This is a genomic window from Pantoea sp. CFSAN033090, assembly GCF_001264395.1.
GTDB lineage: Bacteria > Pseudomonadota > Gammaproteobacteria > Enterobacterales > Enterobacteriaceae > Pantoea > Pantoea agglomerans.
On the sequence record NZ_LGYX01000010.1, the window covers coordinates 1 to 13,582 of the forward strand.

Below are 13,582 nucleotides of genomic sequence, written 5' to 3' on the forward strand. Positions count from 1 at the left end.
GGCGAAGTGCGTGTCTTTCGCTGTCTTTAGTAAAGGGCAATGCTCGCTGCAGATTCTTGCAGCGAGCAGTTTTTGAGATATTCACTATGCAAATAGAAAAATTATTATGTGAAAAACACAAAGTAACCACTCTTCAGTTATCAGTGATTGCAGCAAAAGCTCCAAAAAGGTATCGCGTTTACTACATCCCGAAGCGCACTACCGGGTTTAGAGTAATCGCACAGCCCACAAAGAAAATAAAAGAAATACAAAGAACATTGGTTGCTTACCTAAAAGACTTTTTACCAGTTCATTCATCTGCAACCGCTTATCAAAACAATATCAGTATTAAAGATAATGCAAATAGACATAAGAGAAATGACTATTTATTAAAGATGGATTTTCAAAATTTTTTTAATAAGGTTAAGCCTGAATTATTTTTTGCGAAATTGAATAAACTTGACTTTAATATTACAAGAAAAGATGAAAGTCTTTTACGCGATTTTTTATTCTGGAAGCCTGGGCAAAAAAGAAGCAAAACTCATATTTTGAGTGTAGGTGCGCCTAGCTCACCTTTTATTAGTAATTTCGTTATGTATGAATTTGATAAAGCAATGCATGAATTTTGCGTTAGCATGGGTGTTGTTTACACAAGATATGCTGATGATATTACTTTTTCTACATCAAGCAAAGGCATGTTATTTGTCATTCCACGCATCGTTAAAGCACTGCTTGCAGAACATGCTTCCGGGTTGACCGTTAATGAGTCGAAAACAGTCTTCTCATCTAAAGCACATAACCGGCATATCACTGGAGTGACAATCACAAATGAAGGGAAGCTTTCTATCGGTCGTAAGAAAAAAAGGCATCTATCATCATTGATATTTAGGTACAGCTTGAATGAGCTTACGGAAGAAGAAGTACTTAATGCAAAAGGATTGCTGTCATATTGCATTCATATCGAGCCTGATTTTATCCTCAGAATGAAGGTAAAATACGGACATGATTTAATCAATAAGTTTCTAGCGGAGGGGGCCAGGTGAGTGAATCAAAAAAAAGACTAGACATAATCTTTTCTGATTTCTTAGAAATGATTGAAGGTAATTTACCTGCTAACATTATAAGAAACTCTCAACAATTGAGAGTATTAAATGAAGCTCTCAATAACGATAATTTATATCTAAAAAAATTATCAGTTAGTGACTTTAAAAGATTACGAGAAGTGTTTGTTACTTTAGAAGATGATTTAACTGTATTTGTTGCAGATAACGGATACGGAAAAACAACGTTACTTGATGCAATTGCTATTTCGCTCAGCTGGTTAAGGTCAAACATTCAAAAAAAAGACAAGCCGGGAACCTATATTAAAGATTTCGAAATTAATAATTCTCCAGATGCTCATTATGCATCTATTGCTTCAACGTTCAAGATTCAACAGTATAATTGCAACCTGCTCATTACTAATGCAAAAGAAGGCGTTTCATTTAAAAGGAAGAATGAACTACAGGAAATAAAAGAAATTGCGACTATGTATCGGCATGTTAATACGCTTATGAAAAATTCAAGCCTTCCTTTAATGGCTTATTATTCCATAGTGAGATCAAATGTCGGGGGGGGTGTCGATAACAAAAGAAAGCCCATTAAAAATAAAAACTCTTGGTCAAAATTTGAAGATTATGAAGATATAGTTTTCGATAGAAATGATTTTGGAGATTTCTTGAGCTGGCTTACTTTTCTCCGTAACAAAGCTGCACATGAAAATTCTGACTTATACGGTAGTGCTGATTTGCTTATTAAGGAAATAGAAAGCATTACTGGAACGCTTAATCAATTATCTTCAATTACCGGTATAGATAAAAATGTTATTTCTAATCTAGAGATCAGCCGTGAAGAAAAAAGGATCATGCTTCAAAAGGTTAACGCCAATGATAATAACCTGTTAAATTCATCAGCCTTTTATAAAAGCGTGACTAATGCTATCCTTAAATTTTTACCTGAGTTTGAAAGTATCAATTTGGTCTATGGGGAAAGTGATGTCAAACTTGTTTTGACTAAGGACAATGTAGAACTCGATGCCCAACAACTTTCCCAAGGCGAGAAAACTATCTTGACACTTGTTGGTGATTTAGCAAGAAGACTATCCTTACTAAACCCAATGTTAGAAAATCCATTCGAAGGGCGAGGTATAGTATTAATTGATGAAATAGACCTTCATTTACATCCACATTGGCAACAGCAAATTATTGAAAGGTTGTTGACAACTTTCCCCAATCTTCAATTCATCATTTCGACGCATAGCCCTCAAGTGATTTCAACTGTCCCTGAAAGATGCATTAGGATTCTTGAAGAATCTTTAAACGAATTTGGTGAGAAAGAGATAAAAATTGTTAGTCCTAGATATCAAACTAAAGGCTTAACTAATAACGATGCCCTTTTGTATGGCATGAAAACAGACCCAACCCCCCATCTAAAAGAGGTGGCGTGGTTAAATGAATATAAAAAACTAATCGAGCTTGGCGAATTTAATGATGAAAAAGGCACTTCTCTAAGAGCTAAGTTAGATAGCCATTTCGGTAAAACGCATCCTCTGATTCTTGAGTGTGATGAACTAATATCGCTAGTTAATTTTAAACAAAAATTGAAAAACAAAAAAACACAGAGTTGAGGTTCACTTATGAGATTTCTAGTAAGGCCGGTGGATGGCCCAGCTATTTTGAGAAATTTTAATCATCAAAACGATGATTGGGACACTCTATCGAGTGCTCATAAACGTCTTATATGGGTTGAGTTGAAAAAAATGCAAGGCAACCTATGCGCTTATTGTGAAAGAAGAATAGATTTTAAAAAGGAAGGCGATAAGCACATTGAACATTTTTTGAGGAAGGGTATTCACCCACACTTAACTTTTGCTTGGGAAAATTTATTTGGATCGTGTGGTGAAAAGCAACGTTGTGGTTTTTTCAAGGATAAGCAAGATTATAGTGAGTCGGACTTGTTAAAGATGGATGAGTTGAATCCAGAGCTTTATTTTAGATTTTTTTATAATGGTGATGTCGAAATAAGACCTAACATAGGTCCGAGAATGTCTCATGTTGCTCAAGTGACATTAAAAGTCTTCAATTTAAAACCTAACGCAGGTGGTGTGCGTGCAGAGCGTAATGCTGCAATCAATCGAGGCATTAAGTCAATAAAAATTTATGCCAACATTGCCAGGCAGTTAATTGAGGAAGGAGCTGATGTTTCAGACGCTCGTGATTTAGTTCGTGATGAATATTACGAAAGCATTAAGAATCACGAATTTATAACCGCTCACAAACATGTTTTTGAGGATTTTTTAGCTTGAAAATAAAGAGTGATTTTTAGGTGTTACATGAAATTCATTTAAAGCAGCCACAGTTAGTGGCTGCTATAGCTTAACAACAATGTCAATTTTTTTATTCTTCAGTTTGCAATCTGTATGTCTCGAAGCGAATTACTTCTTCATTTAACCAGCTATTCAATTCCTGCAATCGCTTTTGTAGAGGCATCAGCTCATTACGTACAAACACTAAACTTGCTTTCTCCACATCCCCAAACCCCCCAACATTATTCGGCATAATCCCCATCAGCTGAGGCGGTACGCGATGTACGGCCAGCATGTCGTCGCGGCTCATATTCTTAATGTTCAGAAATTCATCCTTCGCCGCCACCTATGACAGCGGGATGATCTGAATGCCGTCCTTTTTTCGGTTCGGACTGTACATAAACAGGTTGCGGAAGTTGCCAGGGCCCTTCGCGCTTTTCATGGCGTTGCGGATGTTGTCCACGTCCTGCTGGCTCTGCGCCGGGTCGGTCATGTACATGATGAAGCCCGCATGGCTGTTGTTCAGGTAATACTTGCGGCGGAACAGCGTAGCCGACTCGTTCAGCAGCGCCGACGGGATGGCAGACAGGTAGCCCGGCAGGCCGTAAATCTCCTGATTGATGTCCGGTTCCATCAGGTGAAACACGCAGCCCTTCGCAAACTCATACGGCTCCGTGTTAATGCCATAGTGCGCATACCAATACGTGTCCAGGTAAAGGCCGCGCCGGGTGAACTTCTCCAGCGACGGCTCCAGCTTCAGCGCGTTACCGAGGCGGCTGGTCCGCTTCTCAAGATAGGCATTGCCAAAAATCAGGTAATCCAGCGCAAAGCGGCTGAACGCCTGCTGACTCAGCAGGCGGTGAGGGATAAAGGTACTCGCCAGAATATTGCACTTTACGCTGATGGGTGAGCTGTGATGCACGGCGGCGCGGAACGTGCGCGCCAGCCCGTCGACGCTTACGGGCGGTTCATACCAGTGATCATTGATAACACACTCCACGTAGTCCAGCAGTTCGCGGCGGTCCAGCACCGGGATCGGGTCACCAAAGGTAAACGCCTCCGACGCTGCCCCGCTGGTCATGTTATCCGGCTGTGGCACGGGCTGCGTGCGGGTGCGGTTCCTGCGTTTGCTCATCAGTAAATCTCCACAATGTTCTGCGTGTGTGCCGCCTGTCCCTGCAGCGGCTCGTTTGCCAGCGCGTGCATGGTCGCCCAGGCTAAATCGCCGTGGCTGACTTCCTCGCTGCGGCTGGTTTCATAGGTCGGACGGTTGCCGCTGGCCGTTGTGGCCTTGCGGATAGACATGAATGACTGCGCGATGTCGAGGTGGCTGGCGTCAAACGCCAGCCGCCCGCTGGCGATGGTGTCGTAAGCCTTCAGCGCCGGGGTGTTTTTCACGTTCGGGTTATAGACAAACTCCTTCACCTGCGGGAAAAACGCTTTGACGTTTTCATACACGCCAAGCCCGACGCCGGTGGAGTCGATGCCTACACCGGCGTGATAGCCAGCTTGCTGCATATCCGAGAACCGGCAAAAAAACCAGTGGCGAAGGTGAAGCGCAGGCGACGTAAAACCACGGCAAAGAAGAAGGAACCGGAGGCGAAGCAGGGCGATTACCTGATCGGCACGGATGAAAACGTGCTGGTACTGAGCCGCACTTACGCGAACCGGGGCAATGCAGGCGGGCTGCCAAAATGCAGTGGGGACGCCTGCAGCGCCTTGCAGTGACGTTTCCATTCAGCTGGTAAAAGGACGCGCTGAGCTTTACACGGAAATGCCGGTGAAGGTCAGCGGCTTCAAGCAGCAAATTGATGCGGAGGAGTGGATAATCACGACGCTGACGCATGGGCTTAGTGCCGAGAACGGATATACAACAAGTATTGAGCTTGAAGTGAAAATAGATTCACTTGAAATGGATTTGTGTTATCTCAAATTGGTTAAATTGGATAATATTAATCTCAATTGGGTTTTGGAGATGACGTTATGATGAATTGCCCTTTGTGCGTGAATGCTGCACATACCTGCAGCAGTTTTCAGGTATCAACAATAACTAAAGAACGATACAACCAGTGCCAGAACATCAATTGCAGCTGCACGTTTAAATCTCATGAGACCGTGTCAGAGATCATCATGTGGCCGGGCAGTTTTAAGCCAGTACCACCATATTCGGGAGGTAACCGGCAACAATCGTTATGGCTTTAAACGCTGTTATTTGCTGATTCTTCCACAATGTATTCCCCTTTTTAATTTCAATTATTTTTGTGATTATTTGTTTGAAGGAGTGATAAAAAAGAATAGATAGCCACTCTATAAGAATGGCTTTTTTTATTTTGCTTGATGGTCAATTAACATACGCGGAAATTGGCACTGGAATATCACACCCAATCTCATCCCTTAGACGTTTAAGTTGACGATAAATTTTCATACGCAATATTTCTAAATGTGTGTGGAACATACTGTGGTCTTGAGAAAGTTCATTCATGAACTCTCTATTTGCATCCTGAATTCCTTGAATGATACCTTTTAAGCGTTTGTCTGCGTCAATATCTCGCATCTCTTTTTGGATGGCCTTTCTTAATTCAATTATTGACTTAGTAGCATATTCTTCTCTTTCAGCACAGTGGCTATGGAAATAAACGCCCTTTGTGCACATAAGCTCAACAATATTTTGAGCAATTTTTCGATTTTTAGACTGCCGATATATGAGGGGTATGGGGCTTTTATGTGTTCTTAGAATTACTGAAATTGTTTCTTCGTGCTCTTTTTTCCACTCGAAAAGTTGTGACTCAGAGTAGTCAATTCCATTGTTTTTATCTATTAGAGTATGACAGTTTGCACATAGCCAAAGCCCATTTTCTATACTATCAATATCAATACTAGGGTTAGCACTAAATCTGGCAGCGCCTGTTTTTTCACCAAAGATATGTGCAGCTTCGCCTTTTTTATTTTTTAGTGATGTATCATTCAGTGCTGGCCCAATGGTCAAAGTATTACATTCTGGATTACTGCAAATATAAGCAGCTCTATAAGCTATCATTTCGGCAATTTTTGGCTTAAATGGCATTTTTATCTCCAGTTCTTATATTTTTGAAATTAAAATCTGTCACAAGTCGATATCAGTTAAAGTTAGTAAATTAGATATATAATTCATAGCTTTTTAAAAGATGATATATGAATTGGTATAGCTCCATTTCACTTATTCCATAGTCTCTGTAGCGGGCATTTCAATCCGGTTCATAATCAAAATTTTTGACTTCTAAACTAACCAAATCCATTCCTTAATGCATATTCTATTAACTCGCTTATACAACAAGCGATGGATGTATAAAAATATGCGGAAAAGCATGCTGCCATTTTGCTGCCAAAACAATTTTCAGCTGATAAAAAAGCCGCAGGGTTTGCGGCTTAACTTCATGATTTAATTTAAAAATTTGGTGGCCCCTGCTGGGCTTGAACCAGCGACCAAGCGATTATGAGTCGCCTGCTCTAACCACTGAGCTAAGGGGCCAGCGGAGCGGGGATTATAAAGTATCTCTTCAGGGCAATCCAGCACTCAGCCACCGGTTGCTGAAATAAGCAGCAGTGATTTACCTGCTGATTTCTATAACAAATCTGGCGAACCGCGATCCCGAAGTCGCAAACAGGCACGGATAATGCTTCTCCGCGCCTTTAGTGAAACCGGACTTCAGTCATTATGGCTGATAGCTGACTCAGCGCTGCCGATAACGGGATGCTGATTGATTCCGCGAAAGATGAGGAACCATCGTGCCACGTGCCTGATCGTAGTCGTGCCACATCTGCAGATCTTCCAGCGCCGGAATGGTTACCGTCTCCTTGCTGTCGAGACCGGCAAGCGCGGCGTCCACCATCTCATCAACGTCCATCAGCATTTCAGCCGGGATGTCATTAATAGACTGGCCTGCGCGGTCGAAAATCTCCGTACGGGTCGCACCGGGCAACACCGCCTGTACCTGCACGCCGCTCTCTGCGAGTTCACGCTGCATTGCACGCGTCAGGGTCAGTACGTAAGACTTAGTGGCGTTATAAGCGCCGTTGAACATCTCGTGCACCAGCGACAGCACAGACGCGATATTGATAATGATGCCATTACCGCGCGCTTTGAAAGCCCGGCCAGCCGTCTGTGCCAGACGGGTGGGGGCCAGAATATTTAACGCCAGCATGCTGTTAATGCGTGTGATGTCCGCCTCCAGAAACTCACCCTCAACGCCCATGCCCGCGTTGTTCAGCAGCAGCGTAATCTGTGCGTTGTTCGCGAGTTCCGACTCCACGCGTTGCAGATCCTGCTCGTGCGTTAAGTCAGCCGCCATAACCGTCACCCGAATATCGTGCTGCTTTGCCAGTGCGTCAGCCAGGGTGGTGAGCCGCCCCTGATCGCGTGCGACCAGAATCAAATCATAACCGCGTGCTGCCAGTCGTTTTGCATAGGTCGCACCGATACCGCTGGATGCGCCGGTGATTAAAGCTGTGCCTGATTGTGACATCTCTTTTTCCTCGTATGATGGTCGTCATAATAGCCATCAATATGACGATCATCATATCTGTCGTCAAGCTGGAATATGATGACCGTAATAATTACTATAATAGCCAGACGCTACGTAGCAGACACCGCAGGAGATGAGATGGAGAAGCAGAGCAGCAAAGCGCATACGCGGCGGCGTATCCTTGATGAGGCGGCGCGCGTGATGCGTGAAACCGGCACCGAAGGAATTGGTGTAGCGGCGCTGATGAAGCGGGTCGGTCTGACACACGGCGGTTTTTATGCGCATTTTACCTCACGCGAGGAGCTGGTTGAGGAGGTGCTGAAGCATATGTTTGCTGAAGCCGATACCTTCAAGCCTGCGGAGTCCGTGACCCAGCCAGCGCAGCAGCTGGCAGATTTTATTGATAGCTATCTTTCCGAGGCGCATCGCAATGCGCCGGCACAGGGCTGTCCATTAGCCGCTCTGGTGAGTGAAGTGGCTCATCTTCCACAGCCGACACGGCAGATCTTCGCACAGGGCTTTAATGCGATGCATGCCGGTCTGGCGCAGATATTACGTGAGTTGGAGTTGCCCGATGCGGAAGCGCTGGCCTCCAGCATGCTCGCAGAGATGGTTGGTGCGCTGGCGCTGGCGCGAGCCTGTCCGGATGCTGAGCAGGCCAGCCAGATGCTGCAACGCAGCCGCGATGCGCTGAAGCAGCGCACGCTGGAGGTGGCGGCATGAGTGAACACGCGATCCGCGACATCATCACCTCCGATCTTGATGTGCTGTTCTGTGGCATTAACCCGGGTCAGTCAACCGCCCATCAGGGGTTTCACTTTGCGCATCCCGGCAACCGGTTCTGGAAAGTGATCCATCTGGCCGGATTCACCCAGCAGCAGCTGAAGCCGGAAGAGGAGCAGCGCTTAACGGAGACCGGCTGCGGCATCACCATGCTGGTTGAGCGGCCCACAGTGCAGGCGAGTGAGTTAGCGCCTGATGAGCTGCGCGATGGCGGCAAACGGCTGATGGAAAAGGTACTGGATTACCAGCCGGCTGCGCTGGCGATTCTGGGTAAGGATGCGTTTCGTCGTGCTTTTAAGCAGAACAAAGTCGAATGGGGCAAACAGCCGATATGTATGGGGAAAACGCAGGTATGGGTGTTGCCGAATCCCAGCGGCCTTAATCGCGCATCTCTGGACGAGATGGTCCAGGCTTATCGTCAGCTCTATGTGGAACTGCATGCGGGGAGCGAATGAATCTGCGCAGGGCAGGGGAGAGGCAGTAACAGGCAGGCATAAAAAACCCCGGTGAACCGGGGTTTTTGTCTGACTTAATCGTCGAGGAAGCTGCGCAGCACTTCCGAACGGCTCGGATGGCGCAGTTTACGCAGAGCTTTGGCTTCAATCTGACGAATACGCTCACGCGTAACGTCGAACTGTTTGCCCACTTCTTCCAGCGTATGGTCAGTGTTCATATCGATACCGAAACGCATGCGCAGCACTTTCGCTTCGCGGGCGGTCAGGCCAGCCAGCACGTCATGGGTCGCAGAACGCAGGCTCTCTGAGGTAGCAGAATCCAGCGGCAGCTCAAGCGTGGTGTCTTCGATAAAATCGCCCAGATGTGAATCTTCATCATCACCAATCGGCGTCTCCATGGAGATCGGCTCTTTAGCGATTTTCAGCACTTTGCGAATTTTATCTTCTGGCATCAGCATACGTTCAGCCAGCTCTTCCGGCGTGGGTTCGCGGCCCATCTCCTGCAGCATCTGGCGTGAAATACGGTTGAGCTTGTTGATGGTCTCAATCATATGCACCGGAATACGGATGGTACGCGCCTGGTCAGCAATAGAGCGGGTGATAGCCTGACGGATCCACCATGTCGCATAGGTTGAGAACTTGTAACCACGGCGATATTCAAACTTATCTACCGCTTTCATCAGGCCGATATTACCTTCCTGAATCAGGTCAAGGAACTGCAGACCGCGGTTGGTATATTTCTTGGCAATCGAAATAACCAGACGCAGGTTAGCTTCCACCATCTCTTTCTTGGCGCGACGTGCTTTGGCTTCACCGATCGACATGCGACGGTTAATGTCTTTGACCTGTTCAATGGTCAGACCGGTCTCTTCTTCAACCTGCGCCAGTTTCTGCAGGGAACGTGTCACGTCATCCTGCACTTCCAGCAGCTTTTCAGACCACGGCTTGTTCATGGCCAGTGCGGCTTTGAACCAGGTTTCATTGGTTTCGTTGCCGGTAAACAGCGTTATGAAGTTTTTCTTCGGCATTTTGCACAGCTCAATACAGAGCTTCATGATCAGACGTTCCTGCGTACGGACGCGTTCCATCATGGTGCGCATGCTGCCTACCAGGTAATCGAACTGCTTCGGTACCAGGCGGAACTGCTTGAAGACATCAGAGAGGTTCTGGATTTCAGCAACGGCGGCAGCATGACTGCGACCTTTGCTTTTAATCACTGCGCGGGTAGTTTCATATTGCTTACGCAGGTCAGAAAACTTCTCGCGTGCCAGTTCCGGATCGATTGAGTTATCGTCGTCGGAGCTGTCATCATCCTCCTCATCTTCTTCTTCATCGTCCTTACGATCGGCATCAGAAAGTTCAGAGCCCACGTGCGTTGCCGTTGGGGCGATATCTTCTTCTGCGTTAGGATCGACGAAACCGGTGATCAGATCGGAGAGGCGTGATTCGCCTGCTTCAACTTTGTCGTACTGATCCAGAAGATACGTAATCGCTTCAGGGTATTCGGCTACAGAACACTGAACCTGGTTGATACCGTCTTCAATACGCTTAGCGATGTCAATTTCGCCTTCGCGCGTCAGCAGTTCAACGGTACCCATTTCACGCATATACATGCGGACCGGGTCAGTGGTACGCCCGATTTCAGATTCAACGCTGGATAACACCTGAGCGGCAGCTTCCGCGGCATCTTCGTCAGTATCGGAGCTGTTTTCGTTCAGCATCAGATCGTCGGCATCCGGGGCTTCTTCAACCACCTGAATACCCATGTCGTTAATCATCTGGATGATGTCTTCGATCTGATCTGAGTCGACGATATCTTCCGGCAGATGGTCATTGACCTCAGCATAGGTCAGATAGCCTTGCTCCTTACCACGGGTGACAAGAAGCTTGAGCTGTGACTGCGGGTTTTGCTCCATAAGACGGTATCCACACTTCTGTTAAATTAGATTGGTGTCGGTCGGCAGCGAGCCAACAATAGCAGTAAAGGCATTTAATTCTTGCCGCTGCCTTCGTCGCGGCGTGGGCTTTGCCCATCAGTAATCGGCACTTAAGCCGCTTGTATAAACTCTGTGCTAATGGCCTGGCTTACTCGCCATTCTGCTCCCCGGCAGTGCTCGCTTTCCTCACGTACTTCAGTACGCTCCGGAAGCTGTGCGCTGGCGGTGACCAGACTGGCTTCGACGCCTGCGGCCTTTAAAATGTGTGCTAAGGACCCGGCTCTACGCCAGAGGCCTTTAAACCTGGTACTGCGGACTATTTCGGTCCCGGACTGTTCACGGTAGCGAAACGGGTGTCAGCGGCACTAAAACAGGCAATCTGCCCTTTCATCTGTCAGAACGGGCAGCGTGCTGAAAACAGTTACTTTCTGGCAAACGCCTGACTGAGAGTCCAGAGTTCCCGGCGCTCATCGGCGCTCAGTCCCTGGGTGCGTTCACGCGCAATCAAAAACTCCAGGCGCTCTTCAAGAGCAGAGTCGTAGATGCTGGCCAGCGAGTCCTGAAACACCGCTTCGGCTTCCTCATCTACTATCATGTGGTTCCAGATCGCCAGTGTTTCAAGCGTCTGACTAAAATTTGTTCCGCGATATAACTCTAGTAGCTGACCGGTGGTCAATCCAGGATTCTCATTACAACGGCCCACTAATTCAATAAATAGCGGTAAACCCGGCATTTTTGACTCAGACAACCCATCAAGCGAAGGCACCAGGGTGGCCAGCTGCGGACTCTGAATCAGCAACGCGATCAGCACGCGCATAGTGGTACGCTTCAGCGGTGGCGCTACCGGCGTCGTTCCGTTTGCGGCCAGCTTCGGCATCAGCTTTTCAAGCTGATTGTCGTCAAGAATACCCAGTTTATTCCCCAGTTCCTGACGCATATAAATACGTAAGGTCTCACCAGGGATCTGCGTAATCAGCGGTAAAGCCAGCGTGCTCAGGCGCGCCTTTCCGTCGCGTGAGCTCAGATCCACCTGCGGCAGCAGGCTATCAAATAAAAACGAAGAGAGCGGCATCGCCTGCTCCATCCTCGCTTCGAAGGCGTCTTTACCCTCTTTGCGTACCAGCGTATCCGGGTCTTCACCATCGGGTAAAAACATAAAGCGTAGCTGACGACCATCATTCATGTAAGGCAATGCGGTTTCAAGCGCACGCCAGGCCGCTTCACGACCAGCCCTGTCGCCGTCGTAACAGCAGATCACGGTGTCGGTACTGCGAAACAGCAACTGAATGTGTTCAGCAGTGGTGGAGGTGCCTAATGACGCGACGGCATAATCTATCCCGTACTGCGCCAGCGCAACCACGTCCATGTATCCCTCAACCACTAACAGGCGGGCGGGTTCAGGATGGTTCTTAACGGCTTCATAGAGGCCATAGAGCTGGCGGCCTTTATGGAAAATAGGTGTTTCCGGCGAGTTCAGATACTTCGGCGTATCGTTACCCAGCACGCGTCCGCCAAAACCTATGACGCGTCCACGCTTATCGCGGATCGGAAACATGACGCGGTCGCGAAACCGGTCATAAGTACGGCCTTTGTCATTGCTGACCAGCATGCCCGCTTCCATCAATGACTCGCGATCTTCCGATTGCTTACCAAAACGCTTGAGAACGTTATCCCAGCCGGCTGGCGCGTAACCTATGGCGAAGTGATTGATGATTTCGGCGCTCAGACCACGACGATCAAGATAGTCGCGTGCTGGCTGCGCACTGGATTGCTGCAGACCCTGCTGATAAAAACCGTTCAGGTTCTCCATCAGCTGATACAGGCTCTGGCGCTGATGGCGTTCCATCTGGCTGGGCCCGCTGCCTGCTTCGTAAGGCACGTCTAAACCGTGGGAAGTGGCTAACTCTTCAATACTTTCCACAAACTCCAGACGATCAAAGTTCATTAAAAAGTCGATAGCGTTGCCGTGTGCACCACAGCCGAAACAGTGATAGAACTGCTTTTCGCCGTTTACAGTGAAAGAGGGCGTTTTTTCATTATGGAAAGGACAGCACGCATGGAAATTCTTACCCTGCTTTTTCAGCTTAACGCGGGCATCGATAAGATCCACGATATCCGTGCGGGCAAGTAAATCGTTGATAAATACGCGTGGAATTCGTCCAGCCATACGCCCCAGATTTTCAGCTCATAAACGGCAACAAGCCGCGCTTCCTTTCGGAAAGCACGGCCTTTTACTTGACTCTGTCTGCGTGAATCACGCGGTGGAGGCGGACCTCCGGAACGACTTAGTACAGACGAGTGCGGCGTGCGTTTTCGCGAGCCAGTTTCTTGGCGTGACGCTTAACTGCTGACGCTTTAGCGCGCTTACGTTCGGTAGTCGGTTTTTCATAGAACTCACGACGACGAACTTCAGCCAGAACGCCTGCTTTCTCGCATGAACGCTTGAAGCGACGCAGTGCTACGTCAAATGGCTCGTTTTCACGTACTTTAATTACCGGCATGTAACTCTCACCTCGATAAAATTCGGTTTTTGCTGCTGACTGCGGCGCCAGCACATTTCAAAATGGTGCAGCATTTTACTCC

The 13,582-nt window shown here is 47.3% G+C and carries 11 protein-coding genes, 1 tRNA gene and 3 pseudogenes; 7 read left to right on the forward strand and 8 right to left on the reverse strand.

Going from position 1 to position 13,582, the window contains the following annotated elements:
• From AFL22_RS11260 to AFL22_RS11270, 3 genes are all read left to right on the forward strand, one after another.
• A partial coding sequence (locus AFL22_RS11260) for a retron St85 family RNA-directed DNA polymerase (RefSeq protein ID WP_347230944.1) occupies nucleotides 1-1,022 on the forward strand: 1,022 nt, incomplete at its 5' end.
• Nucleotides 1,019-2,644, forward strand: coding sequence for an AAA family ATPase (locus tag AFL22_RS11265; RefSeq protein WP_052271455.1), 1,626 nt, complete (start codon nucleotides 1,019-1,021; stop codon nucleotides 2,642-2,644). The genes AFL22_RS11260 and AFL22_RS11265, both read left to right, overlap by 4 nt.
• 9 nt (nucleotides 2,645-2,653) lie before the next feature.
• Nucleotides 2,654-3,322, forward strand: coding sequence for a retron system putative HNH endonuclease (locus AFL22_RS11270; RefSeq protein WP_052271456.1), 669 nt, complete (start codon nucleotides 2,654-2,656; stop codon nucleotides 3,320-3,322).
• 91 nt (nucleotides 3,323-3,413) lie between these two features.
• Here the strand turns inward: AFL22_RS11270 and AFL22_RS11275 are convergent.
• Nucleotides 3,414-4,403 (reverse strand): annotated as a pseudogene (locus tag AFL22_RS11275) (phage portal protein).
• Nucleotides 4,404-4,456: 53 nt separating this feature from the next.
• A pseudogene (locus AFL22_RS23425) lies at nucleotides 4,457-4,813 on the reverse strand (oxidoreductase); the annotation flags it as partial.
• Here AFL22_RS23425 and AFL22_RS11280 point away from each other — a divergent pair.
• Together AFL22_RS11280 and AFL22_RS23430 are read left to right on the forward strand one after the other, a co-directional pair.
• Nucleotides 4,808-5,240 (forward strand): annotated as a pseudogene (locus tag AFL22_RS11280) (phage late control D family protein); the annotation flags it as partial. The pseudogenes AFL22_RS23425 and AFL22_RS11280 sit on opposite strands and share 6 nt — an antisense overlap.
• Nucleotides 5,241-5,305: 65 nt before the next feature.
• A complete protein-coding gene (locus AFL22_RS23430; protein WP_072123913.1) occupies nucleotides 5,306-5,524 on the forward strand; it encodes an ogr/Delta-like zinc finger family protein in 219 nt (72 codons plus the stop codon).
• A 139-nt stretch (nucleotides 5,525-5,663) separates the two neighbouring features.
• Here AFL22_RS23430 and AFL22_RS11285 read toward each other — a convergent pair whose 3' ends face one another.
• The 3 genes from AFL22_RS11285 to AFL22_RS11295 all read right to left on the reverse strand — a co-directional run bounded on the left by AFL22_RS11285 (nucleotide 5,664) and on the right by AFL22_RS11295 (nucleotide 7,824).
• The gene (locus tag AFL22_RS11285; protein WP_052271457.1) at nucleotides 5,664-6,386 is read right to left on the reverse strand and encodes an HNH endonuclease signature motif containing protein; all 723 of its coding nucleotides are present in this window, start codon (nucleotides 6,384-6,386) and stop codon (nucleotides 5,664-5,666) included.
• Between the two features lie 368 nt (nucleotides 6,387-6,754).
• Nucleotides 6,755-6,830, reverse strand: a tRNA-Ile gene (locus tag AFL22_RS11290).
• Nucleotides 6,831-7,032: 202 nt separating this feature from the next.
• Entirely contained in the window at nucleotides 7,033-7,824 is a 792-nt protein-coding gene (locus AFL22_RS11295; protein WP_052271458.1) for an SDR family oxidoreductase, read from the reverse strand.
• Nucleotides 7,825-7,962: 138 nt separating this feature from the next.
• On the opposite strand from AFL22_RS11295, the gene AFL22_RS11300 reads away from it, so the two are divergent.
• Nucleotides 7,963-8,547: a TetR/AcrR family transcriptional regulator gene (locus AFL22_RS11300; protein ID WP_052271459.1), complete on the forward strand. Its 585-nt coding sequence runs from the start codon at nucleotides 7,963-7,965 to the stop codon at nucleotides 8,545-8,547.
• Nucleotides 8,544-9,062, forward strand: a complete 519-nt coding sequence (gene mug, locus AFL22_RS11305) for a G/U mismatch-specific DNA glycosylase (protein ID WP_052271460.1) — start codon at nucleotides 8,544-8,546, stop codon at nucleotides 9,060-9,062. Before AFL22_RS11300 ends, mug begins: the two co-directional genes overlap by 4 nt.
• A gap of 74 nt (nucleotides 9,063-9,136) precedes the next feature.
• On the opposite strand, the gene rpoD is transcribed toward mug, so the two are convergent.
• From rpoD to rpsU, 3 genes are all read right to left on the reverse strand, one after another.
• Entirely contained in the window at nucleotides 9,137-10,978 is a 1,842-nt protein-coding gene (gene rpoD, locus AFL22_RS11310; RefSeq protein WP_010678531.1) for an RNA polymerase sigma factor RpoD, read from the reverse strand.
• Between the two features lie 442 nt (nucleotides 10,979-11,420).
• Nucleotides 11,421-13,166, reverse strand: coding sequence for a DNA primase (dnaG, locus tag AFL22_RS11315; protein WP_052271461.1), 1,746 nt, complete (start codon nucleotides 13,164-13,166; stop codon nucleotides 11,421-11,423).
• Between the two features lie 118 nt (nucleotides 13,167-13,284).
• Nucleotides 13,285-13,500: a 30S ribosomal protein S21 gene (gene rpsU, locus AFL22_RS11320; RefSeq protein ID WP_001144069.1), complete on the reverse strand. Its 216-nt coding sequence runs from the start codon at nucleotides 13,498-13,500 to the stop codon at nucleotides 13,285-13,287.
• Nucleotides 13,501-13,582: the final 82 nt, after the last annotated feature.

Bases quoted from the DNA above. Each gene is read 5' to 3' on its own strand.
- rpsU (WP_001144069.1), bottom strand. From the start codon at position 13,500: ATGCCGGTAATTAAAGTACGTGAAAACGAGCCATTTGACGTAGCACTG.
- rpoD (WP_010678531.1), bottom strand. From the start codon at position 10,978: ATGGAGCAAAACCCGCAGTCACAGCTCAAGCTTCTTGTCACCCGTGGT.
- AFL22_RS11285 (WP_052271457.1), bottom strand. From the start codon at position 6,386: ATGCCATTTAAGCCAAAAATTGCCGAAATGATAGCTTATAGAGCTGCT.
- AFL22_RS11300 (WP_052271459.1), top strand. From the start codon at position 7,963: ATGGAGAAGCAGAGCAGCAAAGCGCATACGCGGCGGCGTATCCTTGAT.
- AFL22_RS11270 (WP_052271456.1), top strand. From the start codon at position 2,654: ATGAGATTTCTAGTAAGGCCGGTGGATGGCCCAGCTATTTTGAGAAAT.
- AFL22_RS23430 (WP_072123913.1), top strand. From the start codon at position 5,306: ATGATGAATTGCCCTTTGTGCGTGAATGCTGCACATACCTGCAGCAGT.
- mug (WP_052271460.1), top strand. From the start codon at position 8,544: ATGAGTGAACACGCGATCCGCGACATCATCACCTCCGATCTTGATGTG.
- AFL22_RS11295 (WP_052271458.1), bottom strand. From the start codon at position 7,824: ATGTCACAATCAGGCACAGCTTTAATCACCGGCGCATCCAGCGGTATC.
- dnaG (WP_052271461.1), bottom strand. From the start codon at position 13,166: ATGGCTGGACGAATTCCACGCGTATTTATCAACGATTTACTTGCCCGC.